This is a genomic window from Streptomyces sp. NPDC001536 (genome assembly GCF_042894505.1).
GTDB lineage: Bacteria > Actinomycetota > Actinomycetes > Streptomycetales > Streptomycetaceae > Streptomyces.
This window is the reverse complement of record NZ_JBIAVQ010000002.1, coordinates 610,649-628,242: the sequence shown is the minus strand read 5'-3', so window position 1 is coordinate 628,242 and position 17,594 is coordinate 610,649. Positions and strand designations below refer to the sequence as shown.

At 72.0% G+C, this 17,594-nt stretch carries 17 protein-coding genes and 1 pseudogene; 17 read left to right on the top strand and 1 reads right to left on the bottom strand.

Annotation, left to right across the window (positions count from 1 at the left end; genetic code table 11):
* Nucleotides 1–80 precede the first annotated feature (80 nt).
* A complete protein-coding gene (locus tag ACFY0U_RS07900; RefSeq protein ID WP_388631848.1) occupies nt 81–1,145 on the bottom strand; it encodes an Lrp/AsnC family transcriptional regulator in 1,065 nt (354 codons plus the stop codon).
* 201 nt (nt 1,146–1,346) lie between these two features.
* Here ACFY0U_RS07900 and ACFY0U_RS07895 point away from each other — a divergent pair, with 201 nt between their 5' ends.
* From ACFY0U_RS07895 to ACFY0U_RS07815, 17 genes and pseudogenes are all read left to right on the top strand, one after another.
* Nucleotides 1,347–2,195 carry an SAM-dependent methyltransferase gene (locus ACFY0U_RS07895; protein WP_388631845.1) on the top strand — a complete coding sequence of 283 codons (849 nt, stop codon included), beginning with the start codon at nt 1,347–1,349 and terminating at the stop codon, nt 2,193–2,195.
* Between the two features lie 321 nt (nt 2,196–2,516).
* Complete coding sequence (locus tag ACFY0U_RS07890; protein WP_388631843.1) at nt 2,517–3,905, top strand: FAD-dependent oxidoreductase; 1,389 nt, start codon at nt 2,517–2,519, stop codon at nt 3,903–3,905.
* 113 nt (nt 3,906–4,018) lie between these two features.
* Nucleotides 4,019–5,242 carry an acyl-CoA dehydrogenase family protein gene (locus ACFY0U_RS07885; RefSeq protein WP_388631840.1) on the top strand — a complete coding sequence of 408 codons (1,224 nt, stop codon included), beginning with the start codon at nt 4,019–4,021 and terminating at the stop codon, nt 5,240–5,242.
* Nucleotides 5,243–5,303: 61 nt separating this feature from the next.
* On the top strand, nt 5,304–5,783 hold the full coding sequence (locus tag ACFY0U_RS07880) for a PhzA/PhzB family protein (protein WP_388631838.1): 480 nt from the start codon (nt 5,304–5,306) through the stop codon (nt 5,781–5,783).
* Between the two features lie 71 nt (nt 5,784–5,854).
* Nucleotides 5,855–7,039 carry a 3-deoxy-7-phosphoheptulonate synthase gene (locus ACFY0U_RS07875; protein ID WP_388631836.1) on the top strand — a complete coding sequence of 395 codons (1,185 nt, stop codon included), beginning with the start codon at nt 5,855–5,857 and terminating at the stop codon, nt 7,037–7,039.
* A 38-nt stretch (nt 7,040–7,077) separates the two neighbouring features.
* A complete protein-coding gene (locus ACFY0U_RS07870) occupies nt 7,078–7,701 on the top strand; it encodes an isochorismatase family protein (RefSeq protein WP_388631834.1) in 624 nt (207 codons plus the stop codon).
* Nucleotides 7,698–9,611, top strand: a complete 1,914-nt coding sequence (locus tag ACFY0U_RS07865) for an anthranilate synthase family protein (protein WP_388631831.1) — start codon at nt 7,698–7,700, stop codon at nt 9,609–9,611. The genes ACFY0U_RS07870 and ACFY0U_RS07865 overlap by 4 nt, the downstream gene beginning before the upstream one ends.
* On the top strand, nt 9,601–9,984 hold the full coding sequence (locus tag ACFY0U_RS07860) for a hypothetical protein (RefSeq protein WP_388631829.1): 384 nt from the start codon (nt 9,601–9,603) through the stop codon (nt 9,982–9,984). Before ACFY0U_RS07865 ends, ACFY0U_RS07860 begins: the two co-directional genes overlap by 11 nt.
* Complete coding sequence (locus ACFY0U_RS07855) at nt 9,969–10,802, top strand: PhzF family phenazine biosynthesis protein (protein WP_388631827.1); 834 nt, start codon at nt 9,969–9,971, stop codon at nt 10,800–10,802. Before ACFY0U_RS07860 ends, ACFY0U_RS07855 begins: the two co-directional genes overlap by 16 nt.
* Nucleotides 10,803–10,814: 12 nt before the next feature.
* Nucleotides 10,815–11,453, top strand: coding sequence for a phenazine biosynthesis FMN-dependent oxidase PhzG (gene phzG, locus ACFY0U_RS07850; RefSeq protein WP_388631825.1), 639 nt, complete (start codon nt 10,815–10,817; stop codon nt 11,451–11,453).
* Nucleotides 11,454–11,481: 28 nt separating this feature from the next.
* Nucleotides 11,482–12,012 (top strand): flavin reductase family protein, encoded by a 531-nt coding sequence (locus tag ACFY0U_RS07845; protein WP_388631822.1) that lies wholly within the window; start codon nt 11,482–11,484, stop codon nt 12,010–12,012.
* Nucleotides 12,013–12,020: 8 nt separating this feature from the next.
* The gene (wrbA, locus tag ACFY0U_RS07840; RefSeq protein WP_388631819.1) at nt 12,021–12,635 is read left to right on the top strand and encodes an NAD(P)H:quinone oxidoreductase; all 615 of its coding nucleotides are present in this window, start codon (nt 12,021–12,023) and stop codon (nt 12,633–12,635) included.
* Nucleotides 12,636–12,793: 158 nt separating this feature from the next.
* Entirely contained in the window at nt 12,794–13,957 is a 1,164-nt protein-coding gene (gene metK, locus ACFY0U_RS07835; protein ID WP_388631816.1) for a methionine adenosyltransferase, read from the top strand.
* A gap of 1 nt (nt 13,958) precedes the next feature.
* Nucleotides 13,959–14,873 carry a carbohydrate kinase family protein gene (locus ACFY0U_RS07830; protein ID WP_388631814.1) on the top strand — a complete coding sequence of 305 codons (915 nt, stop codon included), beginning with the start codon at nt 13,959–13,961 and terminating at the stop codon, nt 14,871–14,873.
* Nucleotides 14,870–15,784, top strand: coding sequence for a methylenetetrahydrofolate reductase [NAD(P)H] (gene metF, locus ACFY0U_RS07825; protein ID WP_388631811.1), 915 nt, complete (start codon nt 14,870–14,872; stop codon nt 15,782–15,784). Before ACFY0U_RS07830 ends, metF begins: the two co-directional genes overlap by 4 nt.
* Nucleotides 15,781–16,965: a chorismate synthase gene (gene aroC, locus ACFY0U_RS07820; protein WP_388631808.1), complete on the top strand. Its 1,185-nt coding sequence runs from the start codon at nt 15,781–15,783 to the stop codon at nt 16,963–16,965. Before metF ends, aroC begins: the two co-directional genes overlap by 4 nt.
* Nucleotides 16,962–17,459 (top strand): annotated as a pseudogene (locus ACFY0U_RS07815) (shikimate kinase); the annotation flags it as partial. The gene aroC and the pseudogene ACFY0U_RS07815, both read left to right, overlap by 4 nt.
* Between the last annotated feature and the right edge of the window lie 135 nt (nt 17,460–17,594).

The following is a 17,594-nucleotide window of genomic DNA, read 5'->3' as shown; positions in this document are numbered from 1 at the left end:
GGATGGCGCCGCCGTGTACGTCCGCCGTCCGGCCCAGCGGGGGTGGCCCCCGAAGCAGCCGTCAGCCTCTGCCCCGGACGTCAGGTTCTGCCCCGGCCGCCCGTCGCACCGGCCCGGCCGTCGATCACCGCTCCCGTCCTGCCCGGTGTCGCGGTGCGTCGGGTGCGTTCCAGTTCTGTGATGATCGGGCTTGCCGCCTTGAGGTTCTGGAGGACCGGGCTGGTTTCCAGGGTGTGGATGGCGTCGAGGGAGCCCAGGCGGCGAGCCAGGTAGTGGTGGAGGTCGGCGGGGTCGCGGCAGAGGGCCTGGGCCACCAGGTTGGTGGGGCCCGTGGTCGCGGCGACGTAGGCCAGTTCGTCGTGGCGGGCCAGGGTCGTCGCCACGTTCTCGATGTGCGCCGGGCTCACCGACATCCACAGCAGCGCACGCGTGTTCGCGCCGAACTGCCCGGTGTCCACCTCGACGTCGAAGAAGACGGCACCGCCCGCCTGCAGATCCGCGAGCCGCCGCGCCACGGTGACCGGGGACCAGCCGGTCGCCTGGGCCAGCTCCGCGTGGGTGGCCCGGCCGTCCTTCTGCAGGGCGACCAGCAGATCGGCGTCGGCGTCGGTGAGGCGGCGCGGCACCGGCACATAAGAGGTGTCGGCCTGTTCGTGCTCGCGCAGCAGCCGCTGCTGGTCCTCGTCCAGCGTGTCCGCGCTGCGCCGCCAGTTCGTCGGCCCACCGAGGTAGGTGTGCAGGATGCAGTGCGCGGAGACCGCGGTGATGTGGTTGGTGCGTGGAATGTCGCGCAGCAGCAGGGAGTTGCCCGCGGCGGCGTCGGTCGGCGTGTGGATGATCGCGACGATCTCGGTGCCGCCGGAAGTGAGCTTCACCCACGAGGTGTCCTGTCGGCGTACGAGCGCGTGCGCCAGGTCCTGCGCGGAGCTCGCCGCCGCGGTGAGCCGCACGAGCCACTGTGTCTGACCCGCTTGATGGGGGTCCGGCAGCCCCACGACCCGTAAGGACGCCTCGGTGCGCAGCCGCCGGTAGCGACGGGCGACGGTCTGCGGTGAGACGTCGAGGGCGGCGGCGATCTGGCTGAAAGGTGCGCGGCCGTCGATGTGCAACGCGTGGATCAGCGCGCGGTCCAGGTCGTCCAGCATGCACACATCCTTCAATGGGGGCCTGCTCCGTGGAATAAAGTTGAAGATAGCGCAGAGCGTGCTACCGACGCAGCCGCGATCCTGCACAGAATTCCATCAGTTCACCGCTCGGGCGGATTTCGACGGACACTGAATCGCGCTGATCCAGCTATGTGGACCCGCGTCTTTTCGTTGAATTGAACTCGTCTTGGGGAGGATTTTATGGTGGAAGTGAAGGCGCCCTCCGTCGGTGTGGGGCAGACCGCGCTGTTCATCGCGTGGATGCGCCAAATGGAAAGCGAACGTCCGGATGCGCTGTTCCGGGACCCCCTCGCCGCCGCGCTGCTCTCCGCGCTCTCCGAGGACCCGGTCCTCGCCGATGTGGCCGAGGTGATCCGCCAGACCCACCACAGCGCACGCGGCTTCCCCACCTACTTCGCGGTCCGGACCAGGTTCTTCGACGAGGAGATCCTGACCGGCGTCCGCGGCGGCGTCCGACAGGTCGTCACCCTCGCCGCCGGCGCGGACGGCCGTACCGTACGCCTCGACCTGCCGGCCGGCGTCCGCTGGTTCGAGGTCGAGCTGCCGGAGATGACGGAGTTCAAGGACGCCCTGATCGCCCACTCCGGGCTGCCGCTCGCCTGTGAGCGCCACGGGGTCGCGGCCGACCTCCGCGAGGACTGGCGGTCCGCCCTGCGAGCTGCGGGTTTCGACCCCGGGCAGCCGACCGTCTGGCTGGTGGAGGGACTGCTCATGTATCTGACGGAAGCGGACGGGGAGGCCCTCCTCGCCGGTGTGGGCGAGCTGTCCGCGCCGGGCAGCCGGCTCATGCTGGAGCACCTCAAGGCGGCCATGCTCGAAGAGGAGGGCAGGCCTGTGCGCGAACGCGTCGAGCAGCAGGGCGCCCGCTGGCTCTCCGCCCGCGACGACCTGGAGGAGTGGCTCGCCGGCCACGGCTGGTCGGCCCGGGTGTACGCGGGCGACGACCCGCGGATCGGCCACGGACGCACGGTGGCACCGCTCCCGGCCTGCTGGCTGGCGACCGCGACACGCGACGCGGCACACCACTGAGGGAAACGGCTCCGGGCTCCGCCGATAATTCGGAATTCCGTATTCCGTCACCGGCTTTTGTGTCCCTCGTCGATAAGTCGGGGTGCCTGGTCCGGACAATTACGCGGCGCGCCGCACAGGTTTGGTGCGGGTGCCGCACGGGGCGGCCGTCGGGTATTTGTCCACCGGTTTTCTCCCCCTCGTAGCGTCGCGATTTGCCGAAACTTTCCGTTCCGCCGCCCGGAACGTGAGATTCCCCCGGAAATCATGGGCTCTCCGATTTCACGAGCGCATCCGGGAAACCTGCTCCGCCACTCGCCTCACGGACAGCAGAGGATTCGCATGTCTGACGACACCGCACACCCGCACGCCCCCGAGGGGCGGCGCCCCCGCGACGGCCACTGCGTGGTGCTCGGGGGCAGCATCGCCGGACTCTTCGCCGCCCGGGTGCTGCACGAGACGTTCGCCCGGGTCACGGTGGTCGACCGGGACACGCTGCCGACGACGGACGAGAACCGGCGCGGAGTGCCGCAGGGACGGCACGCCCACGCGATCCTGCCCGCCGGCACCCGGGGACTGCAGGAGATGTTCCCCGGTCTGCTCGAGTACTTCGAGGCGGCCGGCGTCCCCGTGGTGCGCGAACCCACCGAGATGCACTTCGCACCCGGCGGCCACCTCCTGTGCCAGGAAGGCCGCTACGCCGACCCCACCCCCACCTACCAGCCGACCCGGCCCCAGCTGGAAGGCGGAGTACGGGCCCGGGTACGGGAGTTGCCCGGCGTGGAGATCGTCGACCGGTGCGAGGCCACCGGACTGACCGCCACGCCCGACGGGGCACGCGTCACCGGCGTCCGATTGGTGCGGCGCGACAGCGGGGCGGAGCGCGAGCTCACCGCCGACCTCGTCGTCGACGCGACCGGCCGGGGCGGCCGCACCACCCGCTGGCTCACCGACCTCGGCCACGAACCCCCGCGCGAGGACCGCATCCCCGTCGACATCAAGTACGTCAGCCGCACCCTGCGCCTCGCCCCGGGCGCCCTCGGCCGCCGCAAGGTCGTGATCGTGGGCGCCGAGCCCGGCCGCCCGACCGGCGCGACCTTCCTCCAGCACGAACCCGACCGCTGGATGCTCACCCTGATCGGCTACGGCGGCCACCACCCGCCCACCGACCCCGGCGACTTCCTGGAGTTCGCCAAGCCCATCCTGCCCTCCGACGTCTTCGAGGCCCTGTGCGCCGCCGAACCCCTCGACGACCCGGTCGCCCACCGCTACCCGGCCAGCGTGCGCCGTCGCTACGAGGGACTGGAACGGTTCCCCGACGGACTGCTGGTCTTCGGCGACGCGATCTGCAGCTTCAACCCCGTCTACGGACAGGGCATGTCGGTGGCCGCCCTCCAGGCCGACGCCCTGCGGGAGTGCCTCGGCCACGGACGTGACCGGCTGGCCCACCGCTTCTTCCGGGCGGCCGCCCGCAGGATCGAGGTGGCCTGGCAGATGGCCGTCGGCAGCGACCTGGCCCTGCCTCAGGTCGAGGGGGACCGCCCGCTGCCGGTGCGGCTGAGCAACGCCTTCTTCGGAGCGGTGCTCACCGCCGCCGAGCGGGACCCCGTCGTCGCCCAGGAGTTCGTCAAGGTCAGCTCCCTGCTCTCCGCGCCCCTGATCCTCCTCACCCCCGGCACCCTCGGCCGGGTCGTCCGCGGGAATCTTCGCCGACCCGCTCGTTCGCACTGAGGGAACGGCATTCCGAGAACGTCGCCCGAAAGGACGCCGCGTGGCCTGACCCTGCCCTGCGCGCCACCCCGCCGATACATGCGAGCCGAGAAATGCGAAAGGAATGATCCGGCATGTCGAACAACGCGGTCCCCGTCGATCCGGCCATCCGCGAGAGGCTGATTCCCGACCGTGCGGAACTCGTCGCCCGCGCCGAAGGTCTGCGGGAACTCCTGTGGACGGACGCCGTCGAGTGCGAGCGCGACCGACGCCTTTCCGAGCGAGCCGTGGACGCCATGACCGAGGCCGGACTGCTGCGGCTGCAGACCCCGCGCCGGCTCGGCGGCTACGAGACCGATATGCGCACGCTCCTCGACGTCGCCACGACGCTCGGCAGGGGCTGCCCGTCCGCCGCCTGGATCGCGGGCGTCCTGAACGCCGGCAACTTCATGGCCGCGCTGTTCCCGGCCCGGGCCGGTGACGAGATCTGGGGCGACGACCCCGACGCCCGGTGCGCACTGGTCCTCGGGATGCCCTCGCCGGCCGTCGAGCCGGTCGAGGGCGGGGTGATCGTCAGCGGCGAGTGGGCCTATGTCTCCGGCTGTCTGCACGCCCAGTGGGTCAGCGCCCTGATCGCCGTCCCCACCGACGCGGGCCGCCCCGACGTGCGCTTCGCCCTGATGCCCACCGACGAGGTCGCCGTCAAGGACACCTGGTACTTCGCCGGCATGCGCGGCACCGGCAGCAACACCGTCGTCGCCGACCGGATCTTCGTACCCGAGCACCGGCTGGTGCCCTATCTGCCCGTCCTCAACGGCGAGACCGACGGTGTCGTCGACCCGGCGCTGCCCTACCGCAACAGCCTCACCGGGCTGTTCGCCATCGGACTGATCGGCGCCCTGATCGGCGGTGCCGAAGCGGCCCTCGACTTCGTCCGGGACAAGGGCCCGACCCGGCCGGTGGCCGGCTCCACCTACCGCGACCAGACCCAGTCGCCGACCTTCCAGCTCGACCTCGCCGACGCCACCTCGAAGATCGACACGGCCAAACTGGTGGCCGGCCGGATCGCGGACACCGTCGACGAACTCGCCCGGGCCGGCGTCAACGCCGACCTCACCGTCCGCGCCCGCAACCGACTGGAGTCCGCGCAGGTGGGCCGGCTCTGCCGGGAGGCCGTCGACACCCTCCTCACCGCCCACGGCTCCTCCGCCTTCAACGAGTCCAACCCCCTGCAGCGGCTCTGGCGCGACATCAACGTGGGCAGCCGGCACGCCGGCTTCGGGATGGGCATCCCCGAACAGGTCTACGGCCGGGCCCTCGTCGGCGGCGACCCCCGCGAGATCAGCTTCATCGTCTGATTCCGCCCCCCAACGACCCGCCCCCCCAACGACCCGCCCCCAATCACAGAGGACACCCCCCATGTCTGACCCCCGAATACCCACCGACCAGGCCGAACTGCGCGCCCACAACCGGGCGATCGTCGAGCAGTACATGAACACCCGCGGCGAGGACCGGCTCCGGCGCCACCTGCTCTTCACCGAGGACGGCACCGGCGGTCTGTGGACCACCGAGAGCGGCGAGCCGATCGTCATCCACGGCCGCGACCGGCTGGGCGAGCACGCCGTCTGGTCGCTCAAGTGCTTCCCCGACTGGGCCTGGACCAACGTCGAGATCTTCGACTCCCAGGACCCCGACCGCTTCTGGGTCGAATGCGACGGGGAAGGAAAGATCCTCTTCCCCGGATATCCCGACGGGTACTACCGCAACCACTTCCTGCACTCGTTCCTGTTCGAGAACGGGAAGATAAAACAGCAGCGCGAGTTCATGAACCCGTGCCAGCAGTTCCGGGCCCTGGGAATCGACGTACCGCGCATCGAGCGCGAGGGAATCCCCACCTGACGCGCCGGCCCGCACCCGCGGCCCCGCCATCACCCGAAAGCACATCCTCTCCGCTCCACGGGGGCATTGTCGTGGCACAAGCACTCACCCATATCCAGCGGGCCAAGGCGCTCCAGCAGCCGGAATGGCCCGACCCCGCCCAGGTCCAGCGGGTACGGGAGATCCTCAGCTCCCGGCCGCCGCTGGTTCGCGTCGACGACGTCCACACCCTGAGGTCGCTGCTCGCCTCGGTGGCCGCGGGGGAGGCGCTCGTCGTGCAGGCGGGCGACTGCGCCGAGGACCCGCAGGAGTGCACGGCCGGCCATGTGCGGCGCAAGACCGCCGTGCTCGACCTGCTCGCCAGCACCCTGAAGATGCTCACCGGCAAACCCGTGCTGCGCGTCGGACGGATGGCCGGCCAGTTCGCCAAGCCCCGCTCCAGCGACTTCGAGCAGATCGGCGACCTGGCCCTGCCCGTCTACCGCGGGCACATGGTCAACAGCCCGGTGCCCTGCTCCGAGAGCAGGCGCCCCGACCCGCTGCGCATCCTCACCGGATACATGGCGGCGGGCGACATCATGGAACACCTGGGCTGGCGCGCCCCCGCCCTGCGCACCTGGCCCGGTGTCGAACCCCTGGTGTGGACCAGCCACGAGGCGCTCCTGCTGGACTACGAGGTTCCGATGGTCCGCGACCTCGGCGACGCCACCCGCTGGCTGGGCTCCACGCACTGGCCCTGGATCGGCGAGCGCACCCGGCAACTGGACGGCGCCCACGTGGATCTGCTGGCCGACGTGGTCAACCCGGTGGCCTGCAAGGTCGGCCCGGGCATGACGCCCGAGGAGCTCACCTCGCTGTGCGAGCGCCTCGACCCGCTGCGCGAGCCCGGCCGTCTCACCCTGATCTCCCGCATGGGCGCCGACACCGTCGGTGAGCGCCTGCCGTCCCTGGTGGCGGCGGTCCGTTCCGCGGGCCACCCGGTGATCTGGCTGTGCGACCCGATGCACGGAAACACCATCACCGCCCCCGACGGCCGCAAGACCCGGCTGCTGACCACCATGGCGAGCGAGGTCCAGCGGTTCGGCCTCGCCGTCGCGGCGGCCGGCGGGGTGGCCGGCGGGCTCCATCTGGAGACCACCCCGGACGACGTCACCGAGTGCGCCGCGGACGCCTCGGCCCTCGGCCGGATCGGCGAACGGCACACGACGTTCTGCGACCCGCGCCTCAACTCCCGGCAGGCCGTGTCCCTGGTGACGGCCTGGGCCGACACCCTCTGACCCGCGCCCCGCCACCCCACACGAAGGGAGCCGATCCCATGGCCGGATTACCCCCCGTCGCCTCGTACCCGCTGCCCACCGCCGAGGACCTGCCCGAGAACATCGCGGACTGGACCCCCGACCCGGACCGTGCCGTCCTGCTCGTCCACGACATGCAGCGCTACTTCCTCCAGGCGCTGCCCGATCCCCTCCGGGGCCAACTGGTCGACAACGCCGCCGCGTTGCGCAAACGCGCCGCCGCCCTCGGCGTCCCCGTGGCGTACACGGCCCAGCCCGGCCGGATGACGGACGAACAGCGCGGCCTGCTCAAGGACTTCTGGGGCCCGGGCATGCGCACCGACCCGGCCGATCGCGAGGTGGTGCCGGAACTCGCGCCCGCCGAGGACGACTGGGTGTTCACCAAGTGGCGTTACAGCGCCTTCTTCCGCTCCGACCTGCTGGAGCGGATGCGGGCCGCGGGTCGCGACCAGCTCGTGCTGTGCGGGGTGTACGCCCATGTCGGCGTCCTCGCCACCGCGTTGGAGGCGTTCACCCACGACATCCGTACCTTCCTCGCCGCCGACGCCCTCGGCGACTTCTCCGAGGCCCATCACCGGCTGGCCCTGGACTACGCCGCCGAGCGCTGCGCGGTGGTCCTGCCGTCCGGGGAGGTGTTCATATGAACGCGCCGCACGGATCAGGCCCCCGGACCCCCGGCGACCTCCTCGGCCATGTACTCGACCTCCGGGCGTCCGCCTTCGCCCTGCTGCACCGCCCGGAGAGCGGCGTCCCGGACACCGTGGACGTCCTGGTCGGTGACGTGACCCTGCCGCAGACCCTGGCCGGCATTCCCCTTCCTGACCAGCCCGCGCCCGGCGGCGCCGGGACCGAGCACGACGTCCTGGTCGTGGTGCCCTACCGGCAGATCACCGAACGCGGCTTCACGGCCCCCCAGGACGACGCGCCCCTCCTCGCCCTGTCCGTCACCGGCCAGGACCGCGTCCCGCTGCGCGAACTCCTCCGGCGGCTCCCGGACACACCGACCTCCGTGACGCCCCTCGGCTTCGACATCGACGACGAGGAGTACGCCGAGACGGTCCGCCGGATCGTCACCGACGAGATCGGCACCGGCGAGGGCGCCAACTTCGTCGTCAAACGGTCCTTCCTCGCCGAGATCGACTCCTACTCGGTCCGTGACGCGCTGGTGTTCTTCCGCCGGCTGCTGGAGCGCGAGCAGGGCGCGTACTGGACCTTCGTCATCCACACCGGCGAGCGCACCTTCGTCGGGGCCACCCCCGAACGGCACATCTCGGTGAACGGCGGGACCGCCGTGATGAACCCCATCAGCGGCACCTACCGCTACCCGGCGGCCGGTCCCACGCTGGCCGGCGTCACCGAGTTCCTCGCCGACCGCAAGGAGACCGACGAGCTGTACATGGTCGTCGACGAGGAACTGAAGATGATGGCCCGGATCTGCGAGGGCGGCGGCCGGGTCCTCGGCCCGTACCTCAAGGAGATGGCCCGGCTCGCCCACACCGAGTACTTCATCGAGGGCCGCACCGACCAGGACGTCCGCGCCGTCCTCCACGAGACCCTCTTCGCGCCCACCGTCACCGGGAGCCCGCTGGAGAGCGCGGTACGGATCATCCGCAAGTACGAGCCCGAGGGCCGCGGTTACTACAGCGGGGTGGCCGCCCTCATCGGCCGGGACGGCAACGGCGAGCGCGCCCTCGACTCGGCCATCCTCATCCGCACCGCCGACATCGACCCCGGCGGCCGGGTGCGCATCGGAGTCGGCGCCACACTCGTACGCCACTCCGACCCCTACTCGGAGGTCGCCGAGACCCGGGCCAAGGCCGCCGGTCTCCTCGGCGCCCTGGAGAGCGGCCGCACCCGGCGCTACGGCACCCACCCCGACGTCTGCGCGGCCCTCACCCGGCGCAACAGCGACATCGCCCGGTTCTGGCTGGACGAGGGCGCCGGACGGCGGCCCGCGGTGACCGGCCTTGAGGGGCTGAGCGCCCTGATCATCGACGCGGAGGACACCTTCACCGCGATGATCGGTCTGCAACTCAGGTCTCTGGGACTGAAGGTGACGGTCAGTCAGTTCGACGATCCGTACGCCTTCGGCGGCCACGACCTCGTCGTGATGGGACCGGGCCCCGGCAACCCCAGGGCCGCGGACGACCCCAAGATCCGCAGTCTGCGCTCGGCGATCGACTGCCTGCTGGCCGAGCAACGGCCCTTCCTCGCCGTATGCCTGAGCCACCAGGTGCTCAGTCTGGGCCTCGGGCTGGACCTGGTGCGCCGGGACGTCCCCAACCAGGGTGTGCAGCGGGAGATCGACCTGTTCGGCAGCCGCGAACGCGTGGGCTTCTACAACACGTTCGCCGCCCGCAGTGACGAGGACAAGCAGGACATCGCCGGGATCGGCGCCGTCGAGGTCAGCCGGGACCCGGCCACCGGCGAGGTGCACGCCCTGCGCGGACCGGGCTTCGCCTCGATGCAGTTCCACGCCGAGTCCGTGCTCACCGTCGACGGGCCGCGCATCCTGGGCCGCACCATCCAGGAGGTGCTCGGCCGTGCGGGTTGACATCGCCTGGTGGGACCTGGACGGCACACCGCAGACCATCGACTCCCTCCGGGAGCACCTGCGCGACGGCACGGCAGATGCCTGGCGCGACGTACCGGGACTGCGGCTGAAGTTCTGGATGGCCGACCCGGAGCACAACCGGTGGGGCGCGGTGATGCTCTGGGACACCGACCGCCCCGCCGACCTGCCGCCCAACCGGGCCGCGCGGTTGATCGGCCGCCCGCCCGCCCACCGCACCCGCTTCGACATCGAGGCCGCGGTCGAGGGCGTGCACGTGACGCCTCAACTCGACGGAACCGGGCCTGTGTTCACGACAGCCGCCGCAACCGCCGTACCGAAACCGGGGGATCGCGAACCATGCACGAGTACCTAGTCGTCGACGCCTTCGCCCGCACCCCGCTCGAAGGCAATCCCGTGGCGGTCTTCTTCGACGCCGCCGACCTGACCGCCGAGCTGATGCAGCGCATCGCCCGGGAGATGAACCTCTCGGAGGTCACCTTCGTCCTGCCGCCGGAGCAGGGCGGGGACGCCCGTATCCGCATCTTCACGCCCGTCAACGAGCTGCCGTTCGCCGGCCATCCGCTGCTGGGCACCGCGGTCGCCCTCGGGCGGACCCTCAAGGAGGACCGGCTCCGGCTGGAGACCGCCATGGGCGTCGTCCCGTTCGAACTCGCCGACGACGACGGCGCGTCGTCCGTACGGATGCGGCAGCCCGTGCCCACCTGGGAGCCGTACGAGCACCGCGCCGAACTCCTCGCGGCACTCGGCGTCCAGGACACCGTCGCGCCCGTGGAGATCTACCGCAACGGACCCCGCCACGTCCTCGTGGGACTCGACAGCGTCGCGGCGCTGTCCGCGCTCCGGCCCGACCATCGGGCGCTCGCGGAGTTCCCCGACATGGCCGCCAACTGCTTCGCCGGGACGGGCGTCCACTGGCGGACCCGGATGTTCTCGCCCGCCTACGGAGTCGTCGAGGACGCGGCGACCGGCTCCGCCGCCGGCCCCCTCGCCATTCACCTGGCCCGGCACCGACTCGCCGCCTGGGGACGGCGGTTGGAGATCCTCCAGGGCGTCGAGATGGGCCGGCCGTCCCTCATGCTCGCCACCGCCGAGGGCCGCGGCGAGACGGTCCGCTCGGTCGAGGTCGGCGGCCACGGCGTCGTCGCCGCCCGCGGCACCCTCTACGTCTAGCGAGGAACTCCCGTGAACAGCAGCCGATTCGAAAGCCTCACCGGGGAAGTCGACCTGGACTTCCCCGAGTACGACGACCCGCCGGCCGAACCCCTGGGACTCGTCCGCCAGTGGGTCACCGAGGCGGCCGCCCACGGCGTACGCGAACCACGCGCCCTGGCGCTCGCCACCTCCGACAGCCGGGGACGGGCCTCCAACCGCATCGTCGCCGTCACCGACTTCACCACCCGGGGACTGGTCTTCGCCAGCCACACCACCAGCCAGAAGGGCCGCGAGATCGCCGCCACCGGCTGGGCGTCCGGACTCCTCTACTGGCGCGAGACCGGTCAGCAGCTCATCCTCTCCGGTCCCGTGGCCCAGCTGAGCGACACCGACTCCGACCGCCTCTGGTCCGCCCGGCCGATCCCCATGCACTCCATGTCCGCCGCCTCCCGGCAGAGCGAACCCCTGCGGGACACGGCCGCCCTGCGGGCCGAGGCCGACCGCCTCGCCGCCCCCGGCACCGCGCTGCCGCGCCCCGCCCGCTTCGCCGGCTATCTGCTCGCGCCGGTCACCGTGGAGTTCTGGTGCGCCGACTCGGACCGACTGCACCGCCGGCTGCGCTACGACCGCCACGACCGCGGGTGGCGTACCAGCCGCCTCCAGCCCTGATCCGCCACGACCCGGAGAGTGACACCTCATGGAAGGTACGACCGGCAGCGCCCTGACCCACGCCATGTCCCGGGTGCCCGCACCGGTGACGGTCGTGACGACCGTCGACCCCGCCGGACGGCGCTGGGGGTTCACCGCGACCTCCTTCACGTCCCTGTCGCTGGAGCCGCCACTGATCCTGGTCTGCCTGAACAGGACCGCCAGCACCCACCGGGCGTTCACCGCCGCGGACCGCTTCCTCGTCAACCTCCTCGCGCACGGCCAGGACCAGGTGGCGCGCACCTTCGCCCGCTCCGGCGTCGACCGGTTCGCCGAAGGGGACATGGAGCCCTGCGAAGGGGGCCTGCCCGGTTCCCCGGACGCCTGCGCGCGCGTCGCGTGCGCGCTGCACGCCGTCCTCGACGGGGGAGACCACAGCATCCTCGTGGGCCGTGTCCTGGAGACGTACGTGGACGACGACCGCACCCCGCTCCTCCACTACGACCGGACATTCACCCACCCCGCCTCCGCACTGGACCTGCCCGACCCGCTGCTCTCCCTCCACCTGGCCGACTGGTGAGGGCCGGCATGGACACGGACGTCAAGGTCACCGTCGTCTACTACTCCGCCACCGGCCATGTCGCCGACATCGCGCGCGAGATCGCCGACACCGCGGAGAAGGCCGGCGCCGAGGTCCGGCTGCGCCGGGTCGCGGAACTGGCCCCGCGGGAGACCGTGGAGTCCCAGCCCGCCTGGGCCGCCCACGCTGCCGCGACCGCCGACCTGCCGCTCGCCACCGTCGAGGACGTCGTCTGGGCGGACGCCGTCCTCATGGGCTCCCCGACCCGGTTCGGCAACGTCGCCGCCCAGCTCAAGCAGTTCCTCGACACCCTCGGCGGCGCCTGGAGGAAGGGCGAACTGGCCGACAAGGTCTACAGCGGCTTCACCTCCACCGGCAGCCCGCACGGCGGCAACGAGTCCACCCTGCTCGCCCTCATGCACTCCTTCCACCACTTCGGCGGCATCGTCGTCGCCCCCGGCTTCACCCACCCCGACAAGTTCGTCGACGGCAACCCCTACGGCACCGCCCACCACGACGCCGGCGGCACCCTCCCGGTCGGCGACATCACCCGCAACGCGGCCCGCGTCCAGGCCGACCGCGTGGTGCGCGTCGCCAGAGCCCTCTCCACCGCCACCCTCTGACCACCCCTCCCCCCCCGGCAGGGGCGGAGAGCTCCCACTCCCCTGGGGAGCTCTCCGCCCCGACGCCTCCGACGCCTCCGACGCCCGACGCACGGGAGCCCCCACGCTCCGACGCCCGAGCCCCACCAGCCAGCAGCCGCTGCGACCCAGGGAGAGCCATGTCCCGCCGCCTGTTCACCTCGGAGTCCGTGACCGAGGGACACCCCGACAAGATCGCCGACCGGATCAGCGACACCGTCCTCGACGCACTGATCGCCGAGGACCCGCACTCCCGGGTCGCCGTGGAGACCCTGATCACCACCGGCCAGGTGCACCTCGCAGGCGAGGTCACCACCACCGCGTACGCGGACATCCCCGGCCTGGTCCGGGACACCGTCCTCGACATCGGCTACGACTCCTCCCAGAAGGGCTTCGACGGCCGTTCCTGCGGGGTGTCGGTGTCCCTCGGCGCCCAGTCCCCGGACATCGCGCAGGGCGTCGACACGGGAGGCGCGGGCGACCAGGGCCTGATGTTCGGGTACGCCTGCGACGAGACGCCCGAACTGATGCCGCTGCCCATCCAGTTGGCGCACCGCCTCGCGCACCGGCTGACCGAGGTCCGCAAGGAGGGCGTCGCCCCCTACCTCCGCCCGGACGGCAAGACCCAGGTCACCGTCGAATACCTGGGCAGCCGGGCCGCTCGCCTCGACACGGTCGTCGTCTCCGCGCAGCACGCCGCCGACGTGGACCTGGACTCCCTCCTCACCCCCGACATCCGCGCCCACGTCGTCGAGCACGAACTGAACCGGCTCGCCGACGACGGCATCAAGCTCGACACCGACGGCTACCGCCTCCTCGTCAACCCGACCGGCCGCTTCGAGATCGGCGGCCCGATGGGCGACGCCGGGCTCACCGGCCGGAAGATCATCATCGACACGTACGGCGGCATGGCCCGCCACGGTGGCGGCGCCTTCTCCGGCAAGGACCCCTCCAAGGTGGACCGTTCGGCCGCCTATGCGATGCGCTGGGTCGCCAAGAACGTCGTCGCGGCGGGTCTCGCCCGCCGCTGTGAGGTCCAGGTCGCCTACGCCATCGGCAAGGCCGAGCCGGTCGGGCTGTTCGTCGAGACCTTCGGCACCGCCACCGTGCCGTACCCGGCGATCGAACACGCCGTCCGCCAGGTCTTCGACCTGCGCCCCGCCGCGATCATCCGCGACCTCGACCTGCTCCGCCCGATCTACGCCCGGACCGCCGCCTACGGCCACTTCGGCCGCGAACTACCCGAGTTCACCTGGGAGAAGACGGACCGCGTGGACGCCCTGCGGCAGGCGGCGGGGGCCTGAGATGCGGATCGCCGTCGCCGGCTCCATCGCCACCGACCATCTGATGACCTTCCCCGGCCGCATCACCGACCAGCTCCTCGCCGACCGCCTCGCCCACGTCTCGCTGTCCTTCCTGGTCGACACCCTGGAGATACGCGCCGGGGGAGCGGGCGCCAACATCGCCTACGGCCTGGCCCAACTGGGCCTGAAACCCCTCCTGTTGGGAGCGGCGGGCGCCGACTTCACCCCGTACGGGGAACGGCTCGCCGCACTCGGCGTGGACCTCTCCGGTGTCCACGTCTCCCGCACCCGCCACACCGCCCGCTTCCTGTGCACCACCGACCAGGACGGCAACCAGATCGCCTCCTTCCACCCGGGAGCGATGTCCGAGGCCGCCGACATCGACCTCGCCGAGGTCCTGCACCGGCACGGCGGCGCCGACCTCGTCCTCGTCGGCGCCGACGACCCGGCCGCGATGCTCCGCCACACCCGCGCGTGCCGCACCCACCGCATCCCCTTCGCCGCCGACCCCTCCCAGCAGCTGGCCCGGCTCGACGGCGCCGAGATCCGTGAACTCGTGGACGGCGCCGACCACTTGTTCACCAACGAGTACGAACACGCCCTGCTGGTCGCCAAGACCGGCTGGACCCACACCGACGTCCTGCGCCGGGTCGGCACCTGGGTCACCACCCTCGGCGAGAAGGGCAGCCGCGTCGAACGCGCCGGCGACCCCCCGCTGGACGTCCCCGCCGTCCCGGCCGCCGAGGCCACCGACCCCACCGGAGTGGGCGACGCCTACCGCGCCGGATACCTCGCCGCCCTCGCCGCCGGCCACGACACCGTCCGCCGCGCCCAGTGGGGCTCGTCCCTGGCCACCCTCGCCCTGTCCCACATCGGCACCCAGACCTACACCGCGACAGGAGGCGACCCGTCATGACGGCACCCGCACACCTGACCACGGAAACCAGCCGGGGCCCGGCCGACCTGATCGCGGCCGGCCACCGCTCGTACTCCTTCGAGTTCTTCCCCCCGAAGACCGGCGAGGGCCAACGCGTCCTGTGGAGCGCCCTGCGCCGCGTGGAACCCCTCGACCCGGCCTTCGTATCGGTGACTTACGGCGCGGGCGGCACGTCCCGAGAACGCACCACCGAACTCACCCGCCGTATCGCCGAGGACACCACCCTGCGCGCGGTCGCCCACCTCACCGCCGTCGGACACTCCACCGCCGAGCTGCGCGGCATCATCGGCCGCTACGCCGACGCCGGCATCCGCGACGTCCTGGCCCTGCGCGGCGACCCGCAGGCCCCCTGGCGCCCCCACCCCTACGGCCTGCGCCACGCCGCCGAACTCGTCGAACTCATCCGCCAGTGCGGCACGTTCAGCATCGGGGTCGCCGCCTTTCCCGAACGCCACCCGCGCTCACCCGACTGGGACACCGACATCCGCCACTTCGTCGCCAAGTGCCGAGCGGGCGCCGACTACGCCATCACTCAGATGTTCTTCCGCGCCGAGGACTACCTCCGGCTGCGCGACCGCCTCGCCGCCGCCGGCTGCGACACCCCGGTCGTCCCCGCGATCATGCCCGCCACCCGCTACGCACAGATCGCCCGCTTCGCCCTCCTCAGCAACGCGACCTTCCCCGACGACCTCGCCCTGCGCCTGCGCACCGCCCGGTACCACCCCGGCGAGTCCCACCGCATCGGCGTCGACCACGCCACCGAACTCGCCCAACGCCTCCTCGACGAAGGCGCCCCCGGCCTGCACTACATCACCCTCAACCAGTCCTCCGCCGCCCTCGACATCCACCGCGGCCTGCGCCTGCCCACCCCGCCGGAGGTGCACCGATGAGCAGGTTGCGCTGGCTGACCGCGGGGGAGTCCCACGGCCCCGCACTCGTCGCGACGCTGGAGGGCCTACCGGCCGGCGTGCCGATCACCACGGAGACGGTGGCGGACCACCTCGCCCGGCGCCGCCTCGGCTACGGCCGCGGCGCGCGGATGAGGTTCGAGCGTGACGAGGTCACCTTCCTCGGCGGCGTCCGGCACGGTCTCACCCTCGGTTCCCCGGTCGCGATCATGGTGGGCAACACCGAGTGGCCCAAGTGGGAGCAGGTCATGTCGGCCGACCCGGTCGACGAGGAGATCCTCGCCGGGCTCGCGCGCAACGCGCCGCTGACCCGCCCGCGCCCCGGCCACGCCGACCTCGCCGGCATGCAGAAGTACGGCTTCGACGAGGCCCGCCCGATCCTGGAGCGTGCCTCGGCCCGCGAGACGGCGGCGCGGGTGGCGCTGGATGCGGTGGCCCGGTCGTACCTCAAGGAGACGGCGGGCATCGAGATCGTCAGCCACGTCGTCGAACTGGCCGCGGCGCGGGCGCCGTACGGGATCCGCCCGACTCCGGCGGACACCGGGCGGCTGGACGCCGACCCCGTGCGCTGTCTGGACGCGGACGCGTCGAAGGCGATGGTCGCGGAGATCGACCAGGCCCACAAGGACGGTGACACGCTCGGGGGAGTGGTCGAGGTGCTGGCGTACGGCGTGCCGGTGGGGCTGGGTTCGCATGTGCACTGGGACCGCAGACTGGACGCCCGGCTCGCCGGTGCGCTGATGGGTGTGCAGGCCGTCAAGGGGGTCGAGGTCGGGGACGGCTTCGGGCTGGCGCGGGTGCCGGGGTCGCGGGCGCACGACGAGATCGTCGGGACCGACGTGGGGATACGACGGGCCGGCGGCCGTTCCGGTGGCACCGAGGGCGGTCTGAGCACGGGTGAGCCGCTCAGGGTGCGGGCCGCGATGAAGCCGATCGCGACCGTCCCGCGCCCGTTGCGTACCGTCGACGTGGCCACCGGTGGGCCGGCGCGGGCCCATCACCAGCGCTCGGACGTGTGCGCGGTCCCGGCGGCCGGCATCGTGGCCGAGGCCATGGTGGCCCTGGTGCTGGCGGACGCGGTGGCGGAGAAGTTCGGCGGCGACAGCGTGCCGGAGACCCGCCGTAATGTGCGGTCGTTCCTCGAGCACCTGGCCGTGCGGTGACCGGCCCGCTGGTCGTGTTCGTCGGTCCGATGGGAGTGGGCAAGTCCACTGTCGGGTGGTTGCTGGCGGGACTGCTGGGCGCCGGCTTCCGGGACACCGACGACGACGTCGAGGCCGTCGAGGGCCGGACGATCGCGGAGATCTTCGCGGACGAAGGCGAGCCGGTCTTCCGGGCGATCGAGAAACGGGCGGTGCGCCGGGCGCTGGCCGAGCACGAGGGTGTCCTCGCGCTGGGTGGCGGGGCGATTCTCGACGCGGAGACAAGGGCGCTGCTGGTCGGACAGCGGGTGGTCTGCCTTTCGATGGATGTCGAGGAGGCGGTACGGCGCACCGGCCTCGGCATGACCCGTCCGCTGGTGGCCGTGAATCCGCGGAAGCGGTGGCACGAGCTGATGGAGGCCCGGCGGCACCTGTACGAGGGGACCGCCACGGTGGTCGTCGCCACGGACGGCCGTACCCCCGAAGAGGTCGCCCGAGCCGTCCTGGACGCCTTGTCCGCGCTGGACGAAATCGGCACGGACAGCTCGACGCATGGAAGGAATCCGCGAGTTGACGGCTCCGGCTGGAGCCGTCCCCGGCGCCGCGCCCAGGCTGAACGACGATCGACCGTTGCGACCCGAGGAGAACCG